At 36.0% G+C, this 14,117-nt stretch carries 12 protein-coding genes; 3 read left to right on the top strand and 9 right to left on the bottom strand.

All coding sequences use genetic code 11. The annotated features are described in order from the left end of the window. Window positions 1–160: 160 nt before the first annotated feature. The 3 genes from dsdX to Q0K76_RS04570 all read left to right on the top strand — a co-directional run bounded on the left by dsdX (window position 161) and on the right by Q0K76_RS04570 (window position 3,573). Window positions 161–1,498, top strand: a complete 1,338-nt coding sequence (gene dsdX, locus Q0K76_RS04580) for a D-serine transporter DsdX (RefSeq protein WP_294612109.1) — start codon at window positions 161–163, stop codon at window positions 1,496–1,498. Window positions 1,499–1,519: 21 nt separating this feature from the next. Beyond that, entirely contained in the window at window positions 1,520–2,854 is a 1,335-nt protein-coding gene (locus tag Q0K76_RS04575) for a D-serine ammonia-lyase (RefSeq protein ID WP_294612106.1), read from the top strand. A 242-nt stretch (window positions 2,855–3,096) separates the two neighbouring features. Further along, window positions 3,097–3,573 (top strand): hypothetical protein, encoded by a 477-nt coding sequence (locus Q0K76_RS04570; RefSeq protein WP_294612103.1) that lies wholly within the window; start codon window positions 3,097–3,099, stop codon window positions 3,571–3,573. Window positions 3,574–3,712: 139 nt separating this feature from the next. On the opposite strand, the gene amtB is transcribed toward Q0K76_RS04570, so the two are convergent. The 9 genes from amtB to Q0K76_RS04525 all read right to left on the bottom strand — a co-directional run bounded on the left by amtB (window position 3,713) and on the right by Q0K76_RS04525 (window position 14,053). Continuing rightward, a complete protein-coding gene (gene amtB, locus Q0K76_RS04565) occupies window positions 3,713–4,993 on the bottom strand; it encodes an ammonium transporter AmtB (protein ID WP_294612101.1) in 1,281 nt (426 codons plus the stop codon). Between the two features lie 20 nt (window positions 4,994–5,013). Next, the gene (gene glnK, locus Q0K76_RS04560; RefSeq protein WP_294612098.1) at window positions 5,014–5,352 is read right to left on the bottom strand and encodes a P-II family nitrogen regulator; all 339 of its coding nucleotides are present in this window, start codon (window positions 5,350–5,352) and stop codon (window positions 5,014–5,016) included. Window positions 5,353–5,704: 352 nt separating this feature from the next. Next, the gene (gene dgt / locus Q0K76_RS04555) at window positions 5,705–7,192 is read right to left on the bottom strand and encodes a dGTPase (protein ID WP_294612095.1); all 1,488 of its coding nucleotides are present in this window, start codon (window positions 7,190–7,192) and stop codon (window positions 5,705–5,707) included. 38 nt (window positions 7,193–7,230) lie between these two features. After that, window positions 7,231–8,304, bottom strand: coding sequence for a 5-(carboxyamino)imidazole ribonucleotide synthase (purK, locus tag Q0K76_RS04550; RefSeq protein ID WP_294612093.1), 1,074 nt, complete (start codon window positions 8,302–8,304; stop codon window positions 7,231–7,233). Window position 8,305: 1 nt separating this feature from the next. Continuing rightward, window positions 8,306–8,806, bottom strand: coding sequence for a 5-(carboxyamino)imidazole ribonucleotide mutase (gene purE, locus Q0K76_RS04545; protein ID WP_294612092.1), 501 nt, complete (start codon window positions 8,804–8,806; stop codon window positions 8,306–8,308). A gap of 217 nt (window positions 8,807–9,023) precedes the next feature. After that, on the bottom strand, window positions 9,024–9,374 hold the full coding sequence (locus tag Q0K76_RS04540; RefSeq protein ID WP_294612090.1) for a RidA family protein: 351 nt from the start codon (window positions 9,372–9,374) through the stop codon (window positions 9,024–9,026). A 25-nt stretch (window positions 9,375–9,399) separates the two neighbouring features. Continuing rightward, window positions 9,400–11,406 (bottom strand): excinuclease ABC subunit UvrB, encoded by a 2,007-nt coding sequence (gene uvrB, locus Q0K76_RS04535; protein WP_294612175.1) that lies wholly within the window; start codon window positions 11,404–11,406, stop codon window positions 9,400–9,402. 393 nt (window positions 11,407–11,799) lie between these two features. After that, window positions 11,800–13,260 carry a molybdate ABC transporter ATP-binding protein ModF gene (modF, locus tag Q0K76_RS04530; protein WP_294612087.1) on the bottom strand — a complete coding sequence of 487 codons (1,461 nt, stop codon included), beginning with the start codon at window positions 13,258–13,260 and terminating at the stop codon, window positions 11,800–11,802. A gap of 16 nt (window positions 13,261–13,276) precedes the next feature. Continuing rightward, window positions 13,277–14,053, bottom strand: coding sequence for a TOBE domain-containing protein (locus tag Q0K76_RS04525; protein ID WP_294612083.1), 777 nt, complete (start codon window positions 14,051–14,053; stop codon window positions 13,277–13,279). Window positions 14,054–14,117 lie beyond the last annotated feature (64 nt).

Genomic DNA, 14,117 nt, shown 5'->3' with positions numbered 1-14,117 from the left:
TAATTTTCTTAAATATAAATATTGAAATGAGCTTTTATTTGATTTAAATCACTTCTTTGCGTGAATCTAGTTCATGTTAAATTGTTTATTTATCATTTGTCAAATACTAACCAAAAACATTTAATAGGAGTAATTTTTTTAAACTTAAGAGAGGAGCATTATGGATTCACAATTTTGGATTATCTGTGTTTTAATCACCAGTATTATTTTAATAGTAATTTCGATTGTAAAATGTAAACTTCATCCTTTTTTAGCTTTATTACTTGCCAGTTTTTATGTTGGAGGATTGATGGGGATGGCTCCCCTGAAAATGATTAATGCAATAGAAAGCGGTGTTGGTGGTACCTTAGGTTTTTTAGCGGCAGTAATTGGACTAGGAACCATTCTTGGTAAAATGATGGAAATTTCAGGCGCGGCTGAACGAATAGGGATAACATTACAGAAATGTCGCTGGTTATCGCCGGAAGTGATTATGGTGTTAGTCGGTTTAATTTGTGGTATTACGCTTTTTGTTGAAGTCGGTGTCGTGTTACTTATACCATTAGCTTTTTCCATTGCCAAAAAAACAAACACCTCATTGTTAACTTTAGCTATTCCATTGTGTACTGCGTTAATGGCTGTTCATTGTATTGTTCCACCTCATCCTGCCGCATTATATGTCACCAATGCACTAGGCGCCGACATAGGTACCGTAATTGTATATGGATTAACGGTAGGACTGATGGCATCATTAATTGGTGGACCACTGTTCCTTAAAGTAATTAAAAATAAAATACCTTTCAAAACCGTACCGGAAGCATTTTCTGATATGAAGGTAAGAACAGAAGAAGAATTGCCTTCTTTAAGTTCAACATTATTTACTGTCTTACTCCCGATTGTTTTAATGTTAATTAAAACGGCTGCAGAATTGAATATGGATAAAACGTCCCCATTATATTCAATACTGGAATTTATTGGCAATCCAATTACGGCGATGTTTATTGCTGCTTTTGTCGCTTACTATATTTTAGGTATTCGTCGTAATATGGGAATGGCAACATTATTAACCAAAACTGAAGACTGTTTTTCATCAATTGCGAATATTTTGTTAATCATTGGAGCAGGCGGTGCCTTTAATGGAATTTTAAAAGAAAGCGGTCTTAGTGATGGTCTGGCGGGTATTTTATCTCATTTAGATATGCACCCTATTTTATTAGCTTGGTTAGTTGCAATTATCTTACATGCAGCAGTCGGTTCTGCTACAGTCGCAATGATGGGAGCTACGGCGATAGTGTCGCCAATGTTAGCTTTATATCCAAATGTTAGCCCTGAAATTATTACATTAGCAATAGGCTCTGGCGCCATTGGCTGTACTATTGTTACTGATTCACTATTTTGGTTAGTTAAACAATATTGTGGTGCAACACTTAGCGAAATATTTAAATATTATACTTCCGCGACCTTTATTGCTTCATTAATCGCGTTAGCTGGAACATTTTTATTATCTTATATTATTTAATAAAAAGAGAGGAAAGGAATCATGACATCTAAAGATATTAAAAATCTAATTCAACAACATCCTTTAGTAAATAATTTAATAAAATTACAAGAAACAACTTGGTTTAATCCTAAAATCACTACCTTAGCAGAAGGTTTACCTTATGTTGGGTTAACCGTTAAAGATGTACAAGATGCAAGTGCAAGATTAGTAAGATTTGCCCCTTATTTATGTAAGGCATTTCCGGAAACAGCAATAACAAAAGGAATTATTGAATCTGACATTGTTGCAATACCGAATATGCAAACCGCATTAGAGTCACGCTATCACACTAAAATCGCGGGCAACTTATTACTTAAAAAAGATAGTCATTTACCTATTTCAGGTTCAATTAAAGCGCGTGGCGGTATTTATGAAGTACTCACCCATGCAGAGAAACTGGCTATTAAACATGGTTTATTAACCGAAAAAGATGATTATAGTCAATTATGTTCCGATAAATTTAAACAGTTTTTTAGCCAATACAGTATTGCTGTTGGTTCAACTGGCAATTTAGGTTTATCTATAGGTATTATCAGTGCCAAACTTGGTTTTAAAGTGAGTGTGCATATGTCAGCAGATGCACGTGAATGGAAAAAACAAAAATTACGCTCACATGGCGTTAATGTTGTTGAATATGAACAGGATTATGGTGTTGCTGTAGCACAAGGTCGCCAAGCAGCACAATCTGATCCTAACTGTTTTTTCATAGATGATGAGAACTCACAAACACTATTTTTAGGTTATTCGGTTGCAGGAGAACGCCTTAAAAAACAGTTTGAGCAAATGAACATAAAAGTAGATAAACAACATCCACTATTTGTTTATCTTCCTTGTGGTGTAGGTGGCGGCCCCGGTGGTGTGGCATTTGGTCTCAAATTAGCCTTTGGAGACAATGTCCACTGCTTTTTTGCTGAACCAACGCATTCACCATGCATGCTATTAGGTGTTTATACTGGTTTACACGATCATATCGCTGTGCAAGATATTGGTATTGATAATATTACTGCGGCAGATGGATTAGCTGTTGGTAGACCTTCAGGTTTTGTAGGTCGAGCAATGGAGAGATTGTTAGATGGTTTTTATACCATTAGCGATCAGCATATGTATGACTTACTTGGTTTACTCAATCAACAAGAACACATACAGCTTGAGCCTTCAGCTTTGGCTGGCATGATTGGCCCTTTACGAATAGAAGGAGATAAAACATATTTAAATCACATAGGTATATCTAACGAGGTATTAAACAATGCGACACATCTTGTATGGGCAACCGGTGGCGGTATGGTACCTGATGAAGAAATGAAAAAATACCTTAGTTTAGCAAAGTTAGATTAGCATTTACCAATAGTCATTAAATTAATTACAACACAAATGGTTTTTTATATAGCAACAAATAAAAAACCATTTATTAAAACATTTTAAGCAACATATATCCTTAAGTTTATAACGTTATAATTTTTATAATATAGAGTTCTTATTAACCAGAAATATCATTACCAAACAAGTAGTAACTGTTTTTTTTCATTGTCAGACATTTTGTTATATTTTTATCCTAAAAATAAAAAGGAAGTTATAGAATGGCAACATATAAAAAACCTTTATTTACCTTAATCCCTAGCAATGAAGCTGTACTTAAACAAAAATTAAGTTATTGGGATGAAGAATTAGATTTATCTGATCCTGCTAATGAAGTTTTTGCTTTACGTATTAAGAAACTTAAGCTTCATCATTCAAAGTACACTGAAAAAGAGTATACGGAAAATCACTCTGTTAATACTAATCGAGGATTTTCTTTTATTTTCAATGAAATTTTTGAATCAGAACATCATGCAAAACAAATAAGAATGTTAAAAGATGAAATAGCACTGGATAAAGAATCCAATAAAATAAAGGCGTTACTTGGTAATCGTTTAAAAGAGATTACTCAAACTCATCCAGAGCTAGAAGTTGATTTAAATGATTTTAGTAAATTACCCACTAAAGTCAAAGATCATCTTTTTGCTCCACCTCTAGTTTTAGTTGAAGATAATGCCATTATGTTATGGGATGATTAAGTTGTGTCAGAAATTATTTTGATCAGTTCATCTTAATTAATAGTCACTTATCTTTTTTTTGCAGGGCTTAATGCCCTGCACTTTAATACACTGTTTAGTTATTTTTTAATTAATAACAATTTAATTATTAAAAATATGGTTAATTATTAAAGGCACTTTCACCGTGACTGTTGATATCTAAGCCTTCGCGTTCATGTTCTTCGCAAACACGTAAACCTACACACAAATCGGCAATTTTATAAGCGATAAATGCCACAACTGATGTCCAAATTACACAGGTCACTATACTCATTACCTGAATACCAATTTGAGTTGCCATGGTGATACCTTCTTGATAGCCAACTCCACCTAAAGCTTCTGAGGTGAATATACCAGTAAGTAGACAACCCACCATACCACAGACCCCATGAACGCCAAACACATCGCATGTGTCATCTACTTTCAAGATTCGTTTGAGTGAAGATACCCCCCAAACGCCAGCAGCACCGCAAATAAGACCAATTAATAATGCTCCCCCTACGCCAACAAAACCTGCGGCTGGTGTGATACCGACTAATCCAGCGATAACTCCTGATGCAGCGCCCAAACAAGATGGCTTACCTCGGCGTATCCATTCAGTTAATGCCCAAGATAATACGGCAGCAGCTGTTGCAACAACGGTATTAATAAAAGCTAATCCCGCTACTTCATCGGCATGAGTTGATGAACCAGCATTAAAACCAAACCAGCCAATATAAAGGATTGCCGCGCCAATATAAACTAGTGGTAAGTTAAAAGGTTTTAGCGGTTCACGGTTAAAACCAATGCGGTTTTTAAGTAAATAAGCACCCACTAAACCAGCTACAGCAGCATTAATATGAACAACTGTACCACCGGCAAAATCTAATGATCCTTCATCACCTAAAATCCCTCCTCCCCAAACCATATGCGCCATGGGAATGTATGAAAAAGTAAACCAAATCACCATAAAAATTAATACCGCAGAAAAGCGAATTCGTTCGGCAAAAGCGCCGGGGATTAAGCAACAAGTAATGCAAGCAAACGATCCTTGGAAGGCAATCCAAATTAATTCATAAATCGTGCCAGAAACATCGGTAATACCAACACCAACCAATAATATATGCTTGAAATTACCAAAGAACCAGTTCCCTTCACCAAACGCAAGAGAATAACCATAAATCACCCATAGAATAGCAATAAGGGAAAAGCTGACTAGCACTTGAGATAACATGGATAACACGTTTTTAGCTCGTAACAAGCCACCATAAAAAAGCGCAATACCCGGTACAGACATAAATAGTACTAAAGCAGTACAGATCATCATAAATCCATTATCAGCTTTGTCCACAACCGCAACTTCATCAGCAAACACAGGGCACGCCAGCAAAAAAAACAAAGTTAAAGTGAATTTTTTTAACATAATTATATCCTTAATAATCATTACAATGCTGATTCATCGGTTTCGCCAGTACGAATACGGACGACATGTTCTAAAGGCGTCACAAAAATTTTGCCATCACCAATTTTGCCAGTATAGGCAGCTTTAGTTATGGTACTAATTACTTCATCAAGAAGATCATCGCTTATCGCTAATTCAATTTTTACTTTTGGTAGGAAGTTGACATTATATTCAGCACCGCGATATAGCTCAGCATGACCTTTTTGACGTCCAAAACCTTTGACTTCGGTTACCGTTAATCCAGTAATGCCAATATTAGATAGTGATTCTCTAACTTCTTCTAATTTAAAGGGTTTGATAACTACTGCGACTAATTTCATCAATATCTCCTCATTTACTGTTATACTTTGGAGTTAATGCAAAGCTTATGCCACATTTTTTAAATTTAAGATTTTACGGATTACTAACAAAATTTTTAGTTAGGTTGAAGTAAGATTAGAAGCTGTGAGATCTATAGCAACAAGTTTTGTTTGTTTTATTATTTATTATCAATTGGTAGCTAACGATTCATCCTTTTAGACTATGTTAAATTTCCTGTTGTGTAACAATAGCCTATTTGTAAAAATGTTTCAGGAGAACCATACGTTTCAGTAAAAAAACCTATCTTTACGCTCTTACTTGGTGCGTATGCTTTTTTTTAGTGCCAGGTTGATTGCTAGTAATTATGGTAAATCAGAAGGTTACCATTAGGTTACGATATTCATCATAAGCAAAATGATCAGTCATACCACTGATATAATCTTGTAGTAATCGACAACGATAATAAAACTCCATACTAGCAAAACTTGGTTCATGTGTTTGGAGCTTACTGACTGCTTGTTGGTAAGCATCACAATATTTAGCTGAGAGTTTATGGTAAAGGCGTGTTTCAATTGGATAATCTACATGATGACCTGTTTTACTTAATTTTAAAAAATCATCAGTTGACATATCTAAAAGGGGGCTATAAATATCAAGTAAGCCACTAATAATGCGATAACCTTGTAGTTCTATATTTTCAACTGATTCATGATTAAATACATATTCAAATCCAACTGTTTTAAAAATATTGAGTAATTTATATTCAGCATCATGATCTTCAAGTAAAGCATGGTTGAACGAACCATGGTAAATGGCTTCGATATTTTCAATAAAACGTTCGGCCGCATGTGGAACCAGTTTACCTATGGTGTATACGCGCAAATACATAAAGAATTGATCAACTGCGATGGCATCAAAATCGCTTTGTTTTAAATTATTATAAGGTTGATTAACTACATCATCGAATAAATCGCCAGTTTTAACCGGTCCCCAAGCGTTTTTTAAATGGGTATAAAGTTGCTTGATGGTTAAGATTTTCTTTTCAACTGCATCTTCTAAATCTGCAATACAATAAGAAATATCATCCGCTGCTTCCATAATATATGTTAGCGGGTAACGGTGGAATGGTTGGATATCAAGTTGTTTGGATAACTCTTTAACAAATGGCTCTTCAGATAAATAATAACCCGGTTTTTTCATTAAATAGTCAAATTCAATCGGTACTGATGCTGACCAATAGGCTGGTTTGGAATATTTGAGGATTGAAGCAATTTGTGAATAGGTTAAGTTAAGTCGTAAAATGGTATGCACTAAACGAATAGCCTGGGCATTACCTTCAAAATTGGACAAATCTTGGCGAATTTTACATTTTAATGCTTGCAACTCTTTACTATCATCTGCTTGGCATTCAATTGCCAGGTAATTTGTCGGTTTACCAATTGCTAAGCGTTTAACAAACCATTGATTGATTGCCGCTTCACCAAAATGACCAAAAGGCGGATTGCCGATATCATGCATTAGACATGCCATTTCCACCAGACTTTCAATCGCCATAATTGACTTATCTAACCCATAGCTTTTTAATTGCCCAGATTTGCCAAGACGGTTGATAATTTCTTTAACAATATAACGTCCAACTTGTTGCACTTCCATTGAATGTGTAAGTCGCGTTCTTACTACCGAATTACGTTCTAAAGGGAAGACTTGCGTTTTTTGTTGTAACCGTCTGATGGCCGCCGAGTTAATAATGCGCCCACGATCACTTTCAAAACGGCGGATTATTGAATATTCGTCAGATAAGATCTCAGGTTGCTTGCTTGCAAAACGTTGATAATTAATTTTGTTGCTAAAGTTTATCATGACTCAATCCTTGGAATTTTAAAGCACTCACTAAATAGTTACAGCTTTTGCTTCGCCCATGTAATGGCTAATTGGTAATCAGTTGGCAGGAGTGGGGTTAACGCCTCTAATGAACCACGTAATTTTTCAGGCTGATTATGGGTTAAATTTAAATGGCCTACTTTACGCCCAGCACGCACTTGTTTGGCATACCAATGTAGATGCACTAAATCAATGGCTAACCAATGCTGATTTAACTCGGTTCCAATTAAATTGACCATTATTGAAGGTGTAAATACATCTGGTTTAGGTAATGGCAGGTCAAGAATCGCTCGCAAATGAAGTTCAAATTGGCTAATTGACGCCCCATTTTGAGTCCAGTGGCCACTATTATGCACTCGTGGGGCCAACTCATTTATCAGAAGTTTATCAGCCACCACAAAACACTCCATTGCCATGACGCCTACATAATTAAGCTTATGCATAATCGCGCCTAGCATTTGTTCGGCTTGTTGCTGTTGTTGTAGATTTTCGTTTGGCAAGACAACACTCATTTTCAAAATGCCATCTTGATGCAAATTATTGGTGAGTGGATAAAAAACCGTTTGACCTTTGGCATTTCGTGCGCCAATCAAGGATACCTCTTTATCAAAAGCAATAGCTTGTTCCACAATAGAATGTTGATAGACATCTTCAGGCACATCAATATTATCGCTACTATTAGCAATGCGCCACTGCCCACGCCCATCATAACCACCAGTGCGACGTTTAACAATTAATAAATCACCCAACTTATCAAATAGTTGCGACCAATCCTGTGGATGATTAAGCGGTAACCACTTTGCGGTAGCCAGACCAAGTTCATCGAGTAATTGTTTTTGAGTTAAGCGATCAGCAATAATCGGGAAAATATCGCGGTTAATAAAGTGCGGGTGTTGAGCGAGTTGTTGAGTAAATGGTGTATCAGGCCAACGTTCAATCTCGGCGGTGATCACCGAATGCTGATAAGGAATACTATTAGGATCAACTTCAGCACCTACCGGATAAACATCAATGCCTAGTGGTTCGCCAGCTTGCTTTAACATTCGCCCGAGCTGACCATTACCGAGTACACAAACAGTTGGGGTTATCATATTAGGCTTCCACTCTGGGATCAGCATTATTTAATACTTCATCGGTCTGACTAAGTCGCCAAAGCGATAAACGTTGATATATAGCATTATCGTGTAGTGCTAATATTTGCGAAGCCAGCAAGGCGGCATTCGCCGCTCCAGCTTTACCAATTGCTAAGGTACCTACCGGAATGCCTTTGGGCATCTGCACAATCGAATAAAGGCTATCCACACCATTTAAGGCTGCACTTTGTACAGGCACACCCAACACTGGTAATAATGTTTTAGCCGCTAACATACCGGGTAAATGTGCGGCACCACCAGCGCCAGCAATAATAACCTCAAAACCTCTTGGTTTAGCATCTTGAGCAAAGCAAAACAGTTTATCAGGAGTACGGTGCGCCGAAACAATTTCGACATGATAAGGAATAGTTAATGCGTCAAGCACATCAGCAGCGTGCTGCATAGTGGCCCAATCACTTTTTGAGCCCATTACAATGGCAATTTTAGGTTGATTATGCATAGGATTGCTATCACTATTTACAAAAATGATATGCAAGGAGTATACACTAAATTTTAATGGATGAGGATAGCTGGGAGCATGATTACTGATTAATCGGCTACGCTAAAGTTAGAAATTAAATTGATCATGCTAATAAAATTTTATTCATTAGCTCAGTTATTTACTTTCCTCATCACTAAAAATAAGGAAAGTAAATAATAATACCATAGGTGGGCATTTATTGGTTTACAGCAGCAACAATTTTAATTTCTACCAAATATTCTACTTTCATTAATCCTGCTTGCACGGTACAACGAACCGGAGCCTTACCTTTAGCAACCCATTCATCCCATGCTTTATTCATTGCCGCAAAATCACTTTTGTTCACCAAAAATAATGTCACATCTAAAATTCGTGTTTTATCACTGTTGGCGCGCGCCAAAATTTTATCAATTTCAGCCAAAGCACTTTGCGTTTGCAGATAAGCATCATTGACCAAATTAGTTGGTACGCTAGTGTAATAAATTACATTTTCATGGATCACTGCTTCTGACCAGCGATCAGCCGGATCGATTCGTGTTATTGTCATCTTTTTTCCTTTTAAGATCGATTAGTTAAGATACTTTAATAAAATCTGCTCGCAGTTTTTTTATCTCATCACGTAACACACCGGCTTTTTCAAACTCAAGATTTTGTGCAGCTTCGTACATCATGGCTTCAAGTTCTTTGACTTTAGCTTGCACCTCTTTTATTGACACGTAATGATATGGCTTGCCGGGTTCAAATGCCTGAACTTTAGCGGTAGATTTTTTAGTACTCAAGCCGGCATCTAAAATGTCTTTGATCTCTTTACGCACCGATTTTGGCGTAATGCCGTGTGCAGTATTAAAATATTGTTGTTTTTTACGGCGACGAGCGGTTTCATCAATGGTTTTTTGCATCGCTGGCGTGATTTTATCAGCGTATAAAATGGCTTTACCATTTACATTACGTGCAGCTCGCCCAACAGTTTGAATTAATGAACTTTCCGAACGCAAAAAGCCTTCACGATCAGCATCTAAAATCGCTATCAACGAGACTTCTGGTATATCTAATCCTTCACGCAATAAGTTAATGCCAACCAATACATCAACTTTACCTAATCGCAAATCGCGAATAATTTCCATACGTTCAACCGTATTGATATCCGAGTGAAGATATTTGACATTAATATTATGTTCAGATAAATAATCGGTTAAGTTTTCTGACATTTTTTTCGTTAGTGTAGTAACAAGGACTCGCTCTTCATTTTCAATACGAATTTTAATTTCCGACAGCAGATCATCGACTTGCGAAGCAACCGGACGCACTTCTAAAATTGGATCGAGTAACCCTGTTGGCCTAACCACTTGTTCAATAATTTCACCGCCTGATTTTTCAATTTCATATTTGGCAGGTGTGGCCGAGACATAAATCGTTTGTGGCATAATATTTTCAAATTCGGCAAATTTTAATGGGCGGTTATCTAATGCTGATGGTAAACGAAAACCGTATTCAACTAGATTGAGTTTACGAGAGCGATCACCATTATACATTGCCCCTAATTGTGGGATTGCCACATGTGATTCATCAATAAATAATAACCCATCAGCCGGCAAGTAATCAAATAGTGTCGCCGGTGGATCGCCTGGATTACGTTGAGCTAAAAAGCGCGAATAGTTTTCAATACCCGAACAGTATCCCAATTCTGTCATCATCTCAATATCAAACAAGGTACGCTGAGTAAGGCGTTGTTCTTCAAGCAGACGATTGTTGTCTAATAACACTTTTTGACGTTCTTTAAGCTCTTGCTTAATTTGGGCAATCGCATTTTCCATAATGTTTCTTGGTGTAACATAGTGTGTTTTAGGGTAAATGGTGATACGTGACACGTCATTAACACTATTTCCAGTTAATGGATCAAACAGCACTATCCTTTCGACTTCATCATCAAACAATTCAACTCGCACGGCCAATTCGTCCGAATCGGCGGGGAAAATATCGATTACATCACCACGCACCCGAAAAGTACCACGACTAAAGCCAATTTCATTGCGGATATATTGCATTTCGGCCAAACGAGTCAAGATCGAACGCTGATCGGTAATGGTACCTTTAGTTAAATGCAAAATCATTGACATATAGGTTTCTGGTGCGCCCAAACCATAAATAGCGGATACCGAAGCCACTATGACTACATCACGGCGTTCTAATAACGATTTAGTAGCGGATAAACGCATCTGTTCAATGTGTTCATTAATTGATGCATCTTTTTCAATAAAAGTATCAGTTGAAGGCACATAAGACTCTGGTTGATAGTAGTCATAATACGAAACAAAATATTCGACAGCGTTTTCCGGGAAAAAGGCCTTCATTTCACCATACAGTTGTGCTGCCAATGTTTTATTTGGCGCTAAAATAATTGTTGGTCGATTATGTTTAGCAATTACATTAGCCATGGTAAATGTTTTACCCGATCCCGTTACACCTAACAGTGTTTGATGTGCTATTCCATCTTCAAGATTTTGGTTAATCCTTTTGATTGCTTCTGGTTGATCACCAGCGGGTTTAAAATCGGAACATAATTTAAATTTTTTCATTATATCGCAACCTAATATTTTACCTATTAATAAAAATTATCCCCAAAAAGGCTTGACCTTTAAAAATCTTATATTTTTTGTTCAGTTAGCATAAAAACTCAAAAACTGTATACTAAATTAGTAGCTTGATTTATGCTAATTTATTGATATATTTAAATAAATATAAACTCGATTAAGTTGTAACCAAATCAAGCTAAAACCTGACAGTAATTGAGGTCAGGACTCTTTTCAAGAATCTACTCACAGAGTTATCCACAGGCATCGGGGATAACTCTATAAGTATAATTGTTATTTCTCTTTTTCGATCGTCAAGCTAAATTTTCATGATCGAAGTAATTTTTTTTAATTGATTATTCCTATTTTTAAATATTATTTTAATAGTTTAAAACTTATATGCTAATTAATTTGCTCTATCTTATATTGATAGTTATGATCTAAATCAGGTACAAATGTTAATCGATGTGTGATGCATTTTGGCGCATCTTCTGCATGATGAGAAACAAATAATAGTTGAGTATACCCATCATTAATTAACTGATCTATCCATCGTTTAACTAATTCACGATTAAGCTGATCAAGTCCTTGCAATGGTTCATCTAAAATAAGCAAAGTTGGATGTTTTACTAAAGCTCTAGCGATTAATACAAGTCGCTGCTGTCCCCAAGAAAGCGATTGAAAAGGTTTGTCAGCTTGCGTTTGCAGATTTAATAATTGTAACCATTCATCAACTAATTTATTTTGCTTATCGCTTGTTGCTTGATATATGCCAATCGAATCAAAATATCCAGAAAGTAATACATTTTTGACACTAACACTGACACGGTAATCTAAGTGTAAACTACTGCTGACATAACCAATATGTTGCTTAATATCCCAAATGGTTTCACCCGATCCTCGCTTGTGACCAAATAAAGTTAAATCATTACTATAACCTTGAGGGTGATCACCTGTAATTAAACTTAATAGCGTAGATTTCCCAGCACCATTTGGACCAACTATTTGCCAATTTTGCCTCGCTTTTACTCGCCAGGTTAGTCCATTGATAATGACTTTATCATCATATTGAACATGGCCATTATTTAAAATAATCCGATCTAATTCGTTTGCTAATTTAATCGGTGGTTTGTCTGCTTCTGGTAATAAAACATTTTGTTTGTTTTCCATGTCAGCTAGCTGTTTGACAATAACATCATCTAATATTGTGCCTTTGTCGCCAATTTTCAATAGCTGACAATCAGCTAGTATACCGATATTTTCAATAAAATTTGGAATTTCATTAAAACGATTCAACACTAATATTATCGTCATTCCTTGCTTGGCTAAATCGGCAAGCCTTTCAGCTAAATTCTCTCGAGATAAAACATCTAATCCATCAAAAGGTTCATCCAATATCAATAAATCAGGTTGTGTCATTAAAACACGACAAATTAGCGTTTTACGAGTTTCGCCAGTGGAAAGGTATTTAAACCGCCTTGATAATAAATGTGCAATACCAAATTGTTCAGCTAACTGCTGACAAAGCCTTTCATCAACACTATTTGCTTGAATAATTTGTGCTGTCGTTAATCCGGTGTCTTTTTCCCCTTCACTAAGCATATCGGTATTATTACGTTTCCATTCATCTTCGATGAGTTTTTGTAATTGTTCAAACGAAATATGGGCTATTGATTTAAATTCATTGATGACATGACCTGATAATAATGTTTGTTCACCCGCTAATATCTTGACTAAAATTGATTTACCACTACCATTACGCCCAACAAAAGCAACACTAGTTGCAGGTTTGATAGTTAATGATTCAATTGAAAAAACTTTATAATCACTAATTTTATAGTGGGCATTTTCTATTTTTAACATATAAATCCTCGTTTTACTAAACCAATGTAGCCACAATAATATTTTCAGGATGAATAGACAAAATCGTTTGTTTACCTATCGTTAGGGCTAGTTGTTCAACTACACCGACTGGTTGGCTAGCATACAGCTTTATGCCTGATGCTAATAAAAAAGTGATTTCACACCATTGACCATCGGTAGTAATTTTTTCAACCGTCACCGACAGACTATTTTCACTGCTATCATCTAATTTAATCAATGGTGCTTTAATAAGTAAAAGAACGGTCTTATCTATACTTAATTGCAATCGTTCAATACTTTTTTTAGTAACATAAACGTTTAATTCGGTTTGCTCATCACTTAATTTTACTGTAATAAAACCCGCTACATTGTTGGTTTTTATCTGTTTAACACTGCCATATAATTGATTACGAGCGCTGGTTTGTAACGATAATTTGGCCGTTGTTTTTAAAATATCATCGAGAGGGACATTATCATCACTCAAAATTTTGAAAGCATTATGCTGTAATTGGGTCAGTAAATCATACAGTTGAATAAATCTGATCGCATAAACACTGAGTTTGGTACCACCACCATTTTTACCACCGGTTGCCGTAATTAGAAAAGGCTTAGGTGCTAACTTATTTATTTCGCTAATCGCATCCCATGCGGTTTTGTAGCTTATATTAATCTGTTTAGCTGCTTGACTTAATGATCCTGTTTGTTCAATAGCTTTTAATAATGCTAAACGTCTTGGATCAGTAAAAAGTTGTTGGTTTAAGTATAATGTTAATAAAATTTCAGGGTTGAACATATTTAGTCGCCTTTAGGAGCTAACACCTTGTTGTACCAATAGATATGATCATTGTAGACGCTTT

The organism is uncultured Gilliamella sp. (assembly GCA_945271295.1).
Lineage (GTDB): Bacteria > Pseudomonadota > Gammaproteobacteria > Enterobacterales > Orbaceae > Gilliamella.
The sequence above is the reverse complement of the archived record's forward strand: the minus strand, read 5'-3'. Positions and strand labels throughout refer to the sequence as shown.

Coding starts and splice junctions, on each gene's coding strand:
- Q0K76_RS04575 (WP_294612106.1), top strand. CDS start 1,520: ATGACATCTAAAGATATTAAAAATCTAATTCAACAACATCCTTTAGTA.
- modF (WP_294612087.1), bottom strand. CDS start 13,260: ATGTTAAAAATAGAAAATGCCCACTATAAAATTAGTGATTATAAAGTT.
- purE (WP_294612092.1), bottom strand. CDS start 8,806: ATGCATAATCAACCTAAAATTGCCATTGTAATGGGCTCAAAAAGTGAT.
- dsdX (WP_294612109.1), top strand. CDS start 161: ATGGATTCACAATTTTGGATTATCTGTGTTTTAATCACCAGTATTATT.
- glnK (WP_294612098.1), bottom strand. CDS start 5,352: ATGAAATTAGTCGCAGTAGTTATCAAACCCTTTAAATTAGAAGAAGTT.
- amtB (WP_294612101.1), bottom strand. CDS start 4,993: ATGTTAAAAAAATTCACTTTAACTTTGTTTTTTTTGCTGGCGTGCCCT.
- Q0K76_RS04525 (WP_294612083.1), bottom strand. CDS start 14,053: ATGTTCAACCCTGAAATTTTATTAACATTATACTTAAACCAACAACTT.
- Q0K76_RS04540 (WP_294612090.1), bottom strand. CDS start 9,374: ATGACAATAACACGAATCGATCCGGCTGATCGCTGGTCAGAAGCAGTG.
- purK (WP_294612093.1), bottom strand. CDS start 8,304: ATGATAACCCCAACTGTTTGTGTACTCGGTAATGGTCAGCTCGGGCGA.
- Q0K76_RS04570 (WP_294612103.1), top strand. CDS start 3,097: ATGGCAACATATAAAAAACCTTTATTTACCTTAATCCCTAGCAATGAA.
- dgt (WP_294612095.1), bottom strand. CDS start 7,192: ATGATAAACTTTAGCAACAAAATTAATTATCAACGTTTTGCAAGCAAG.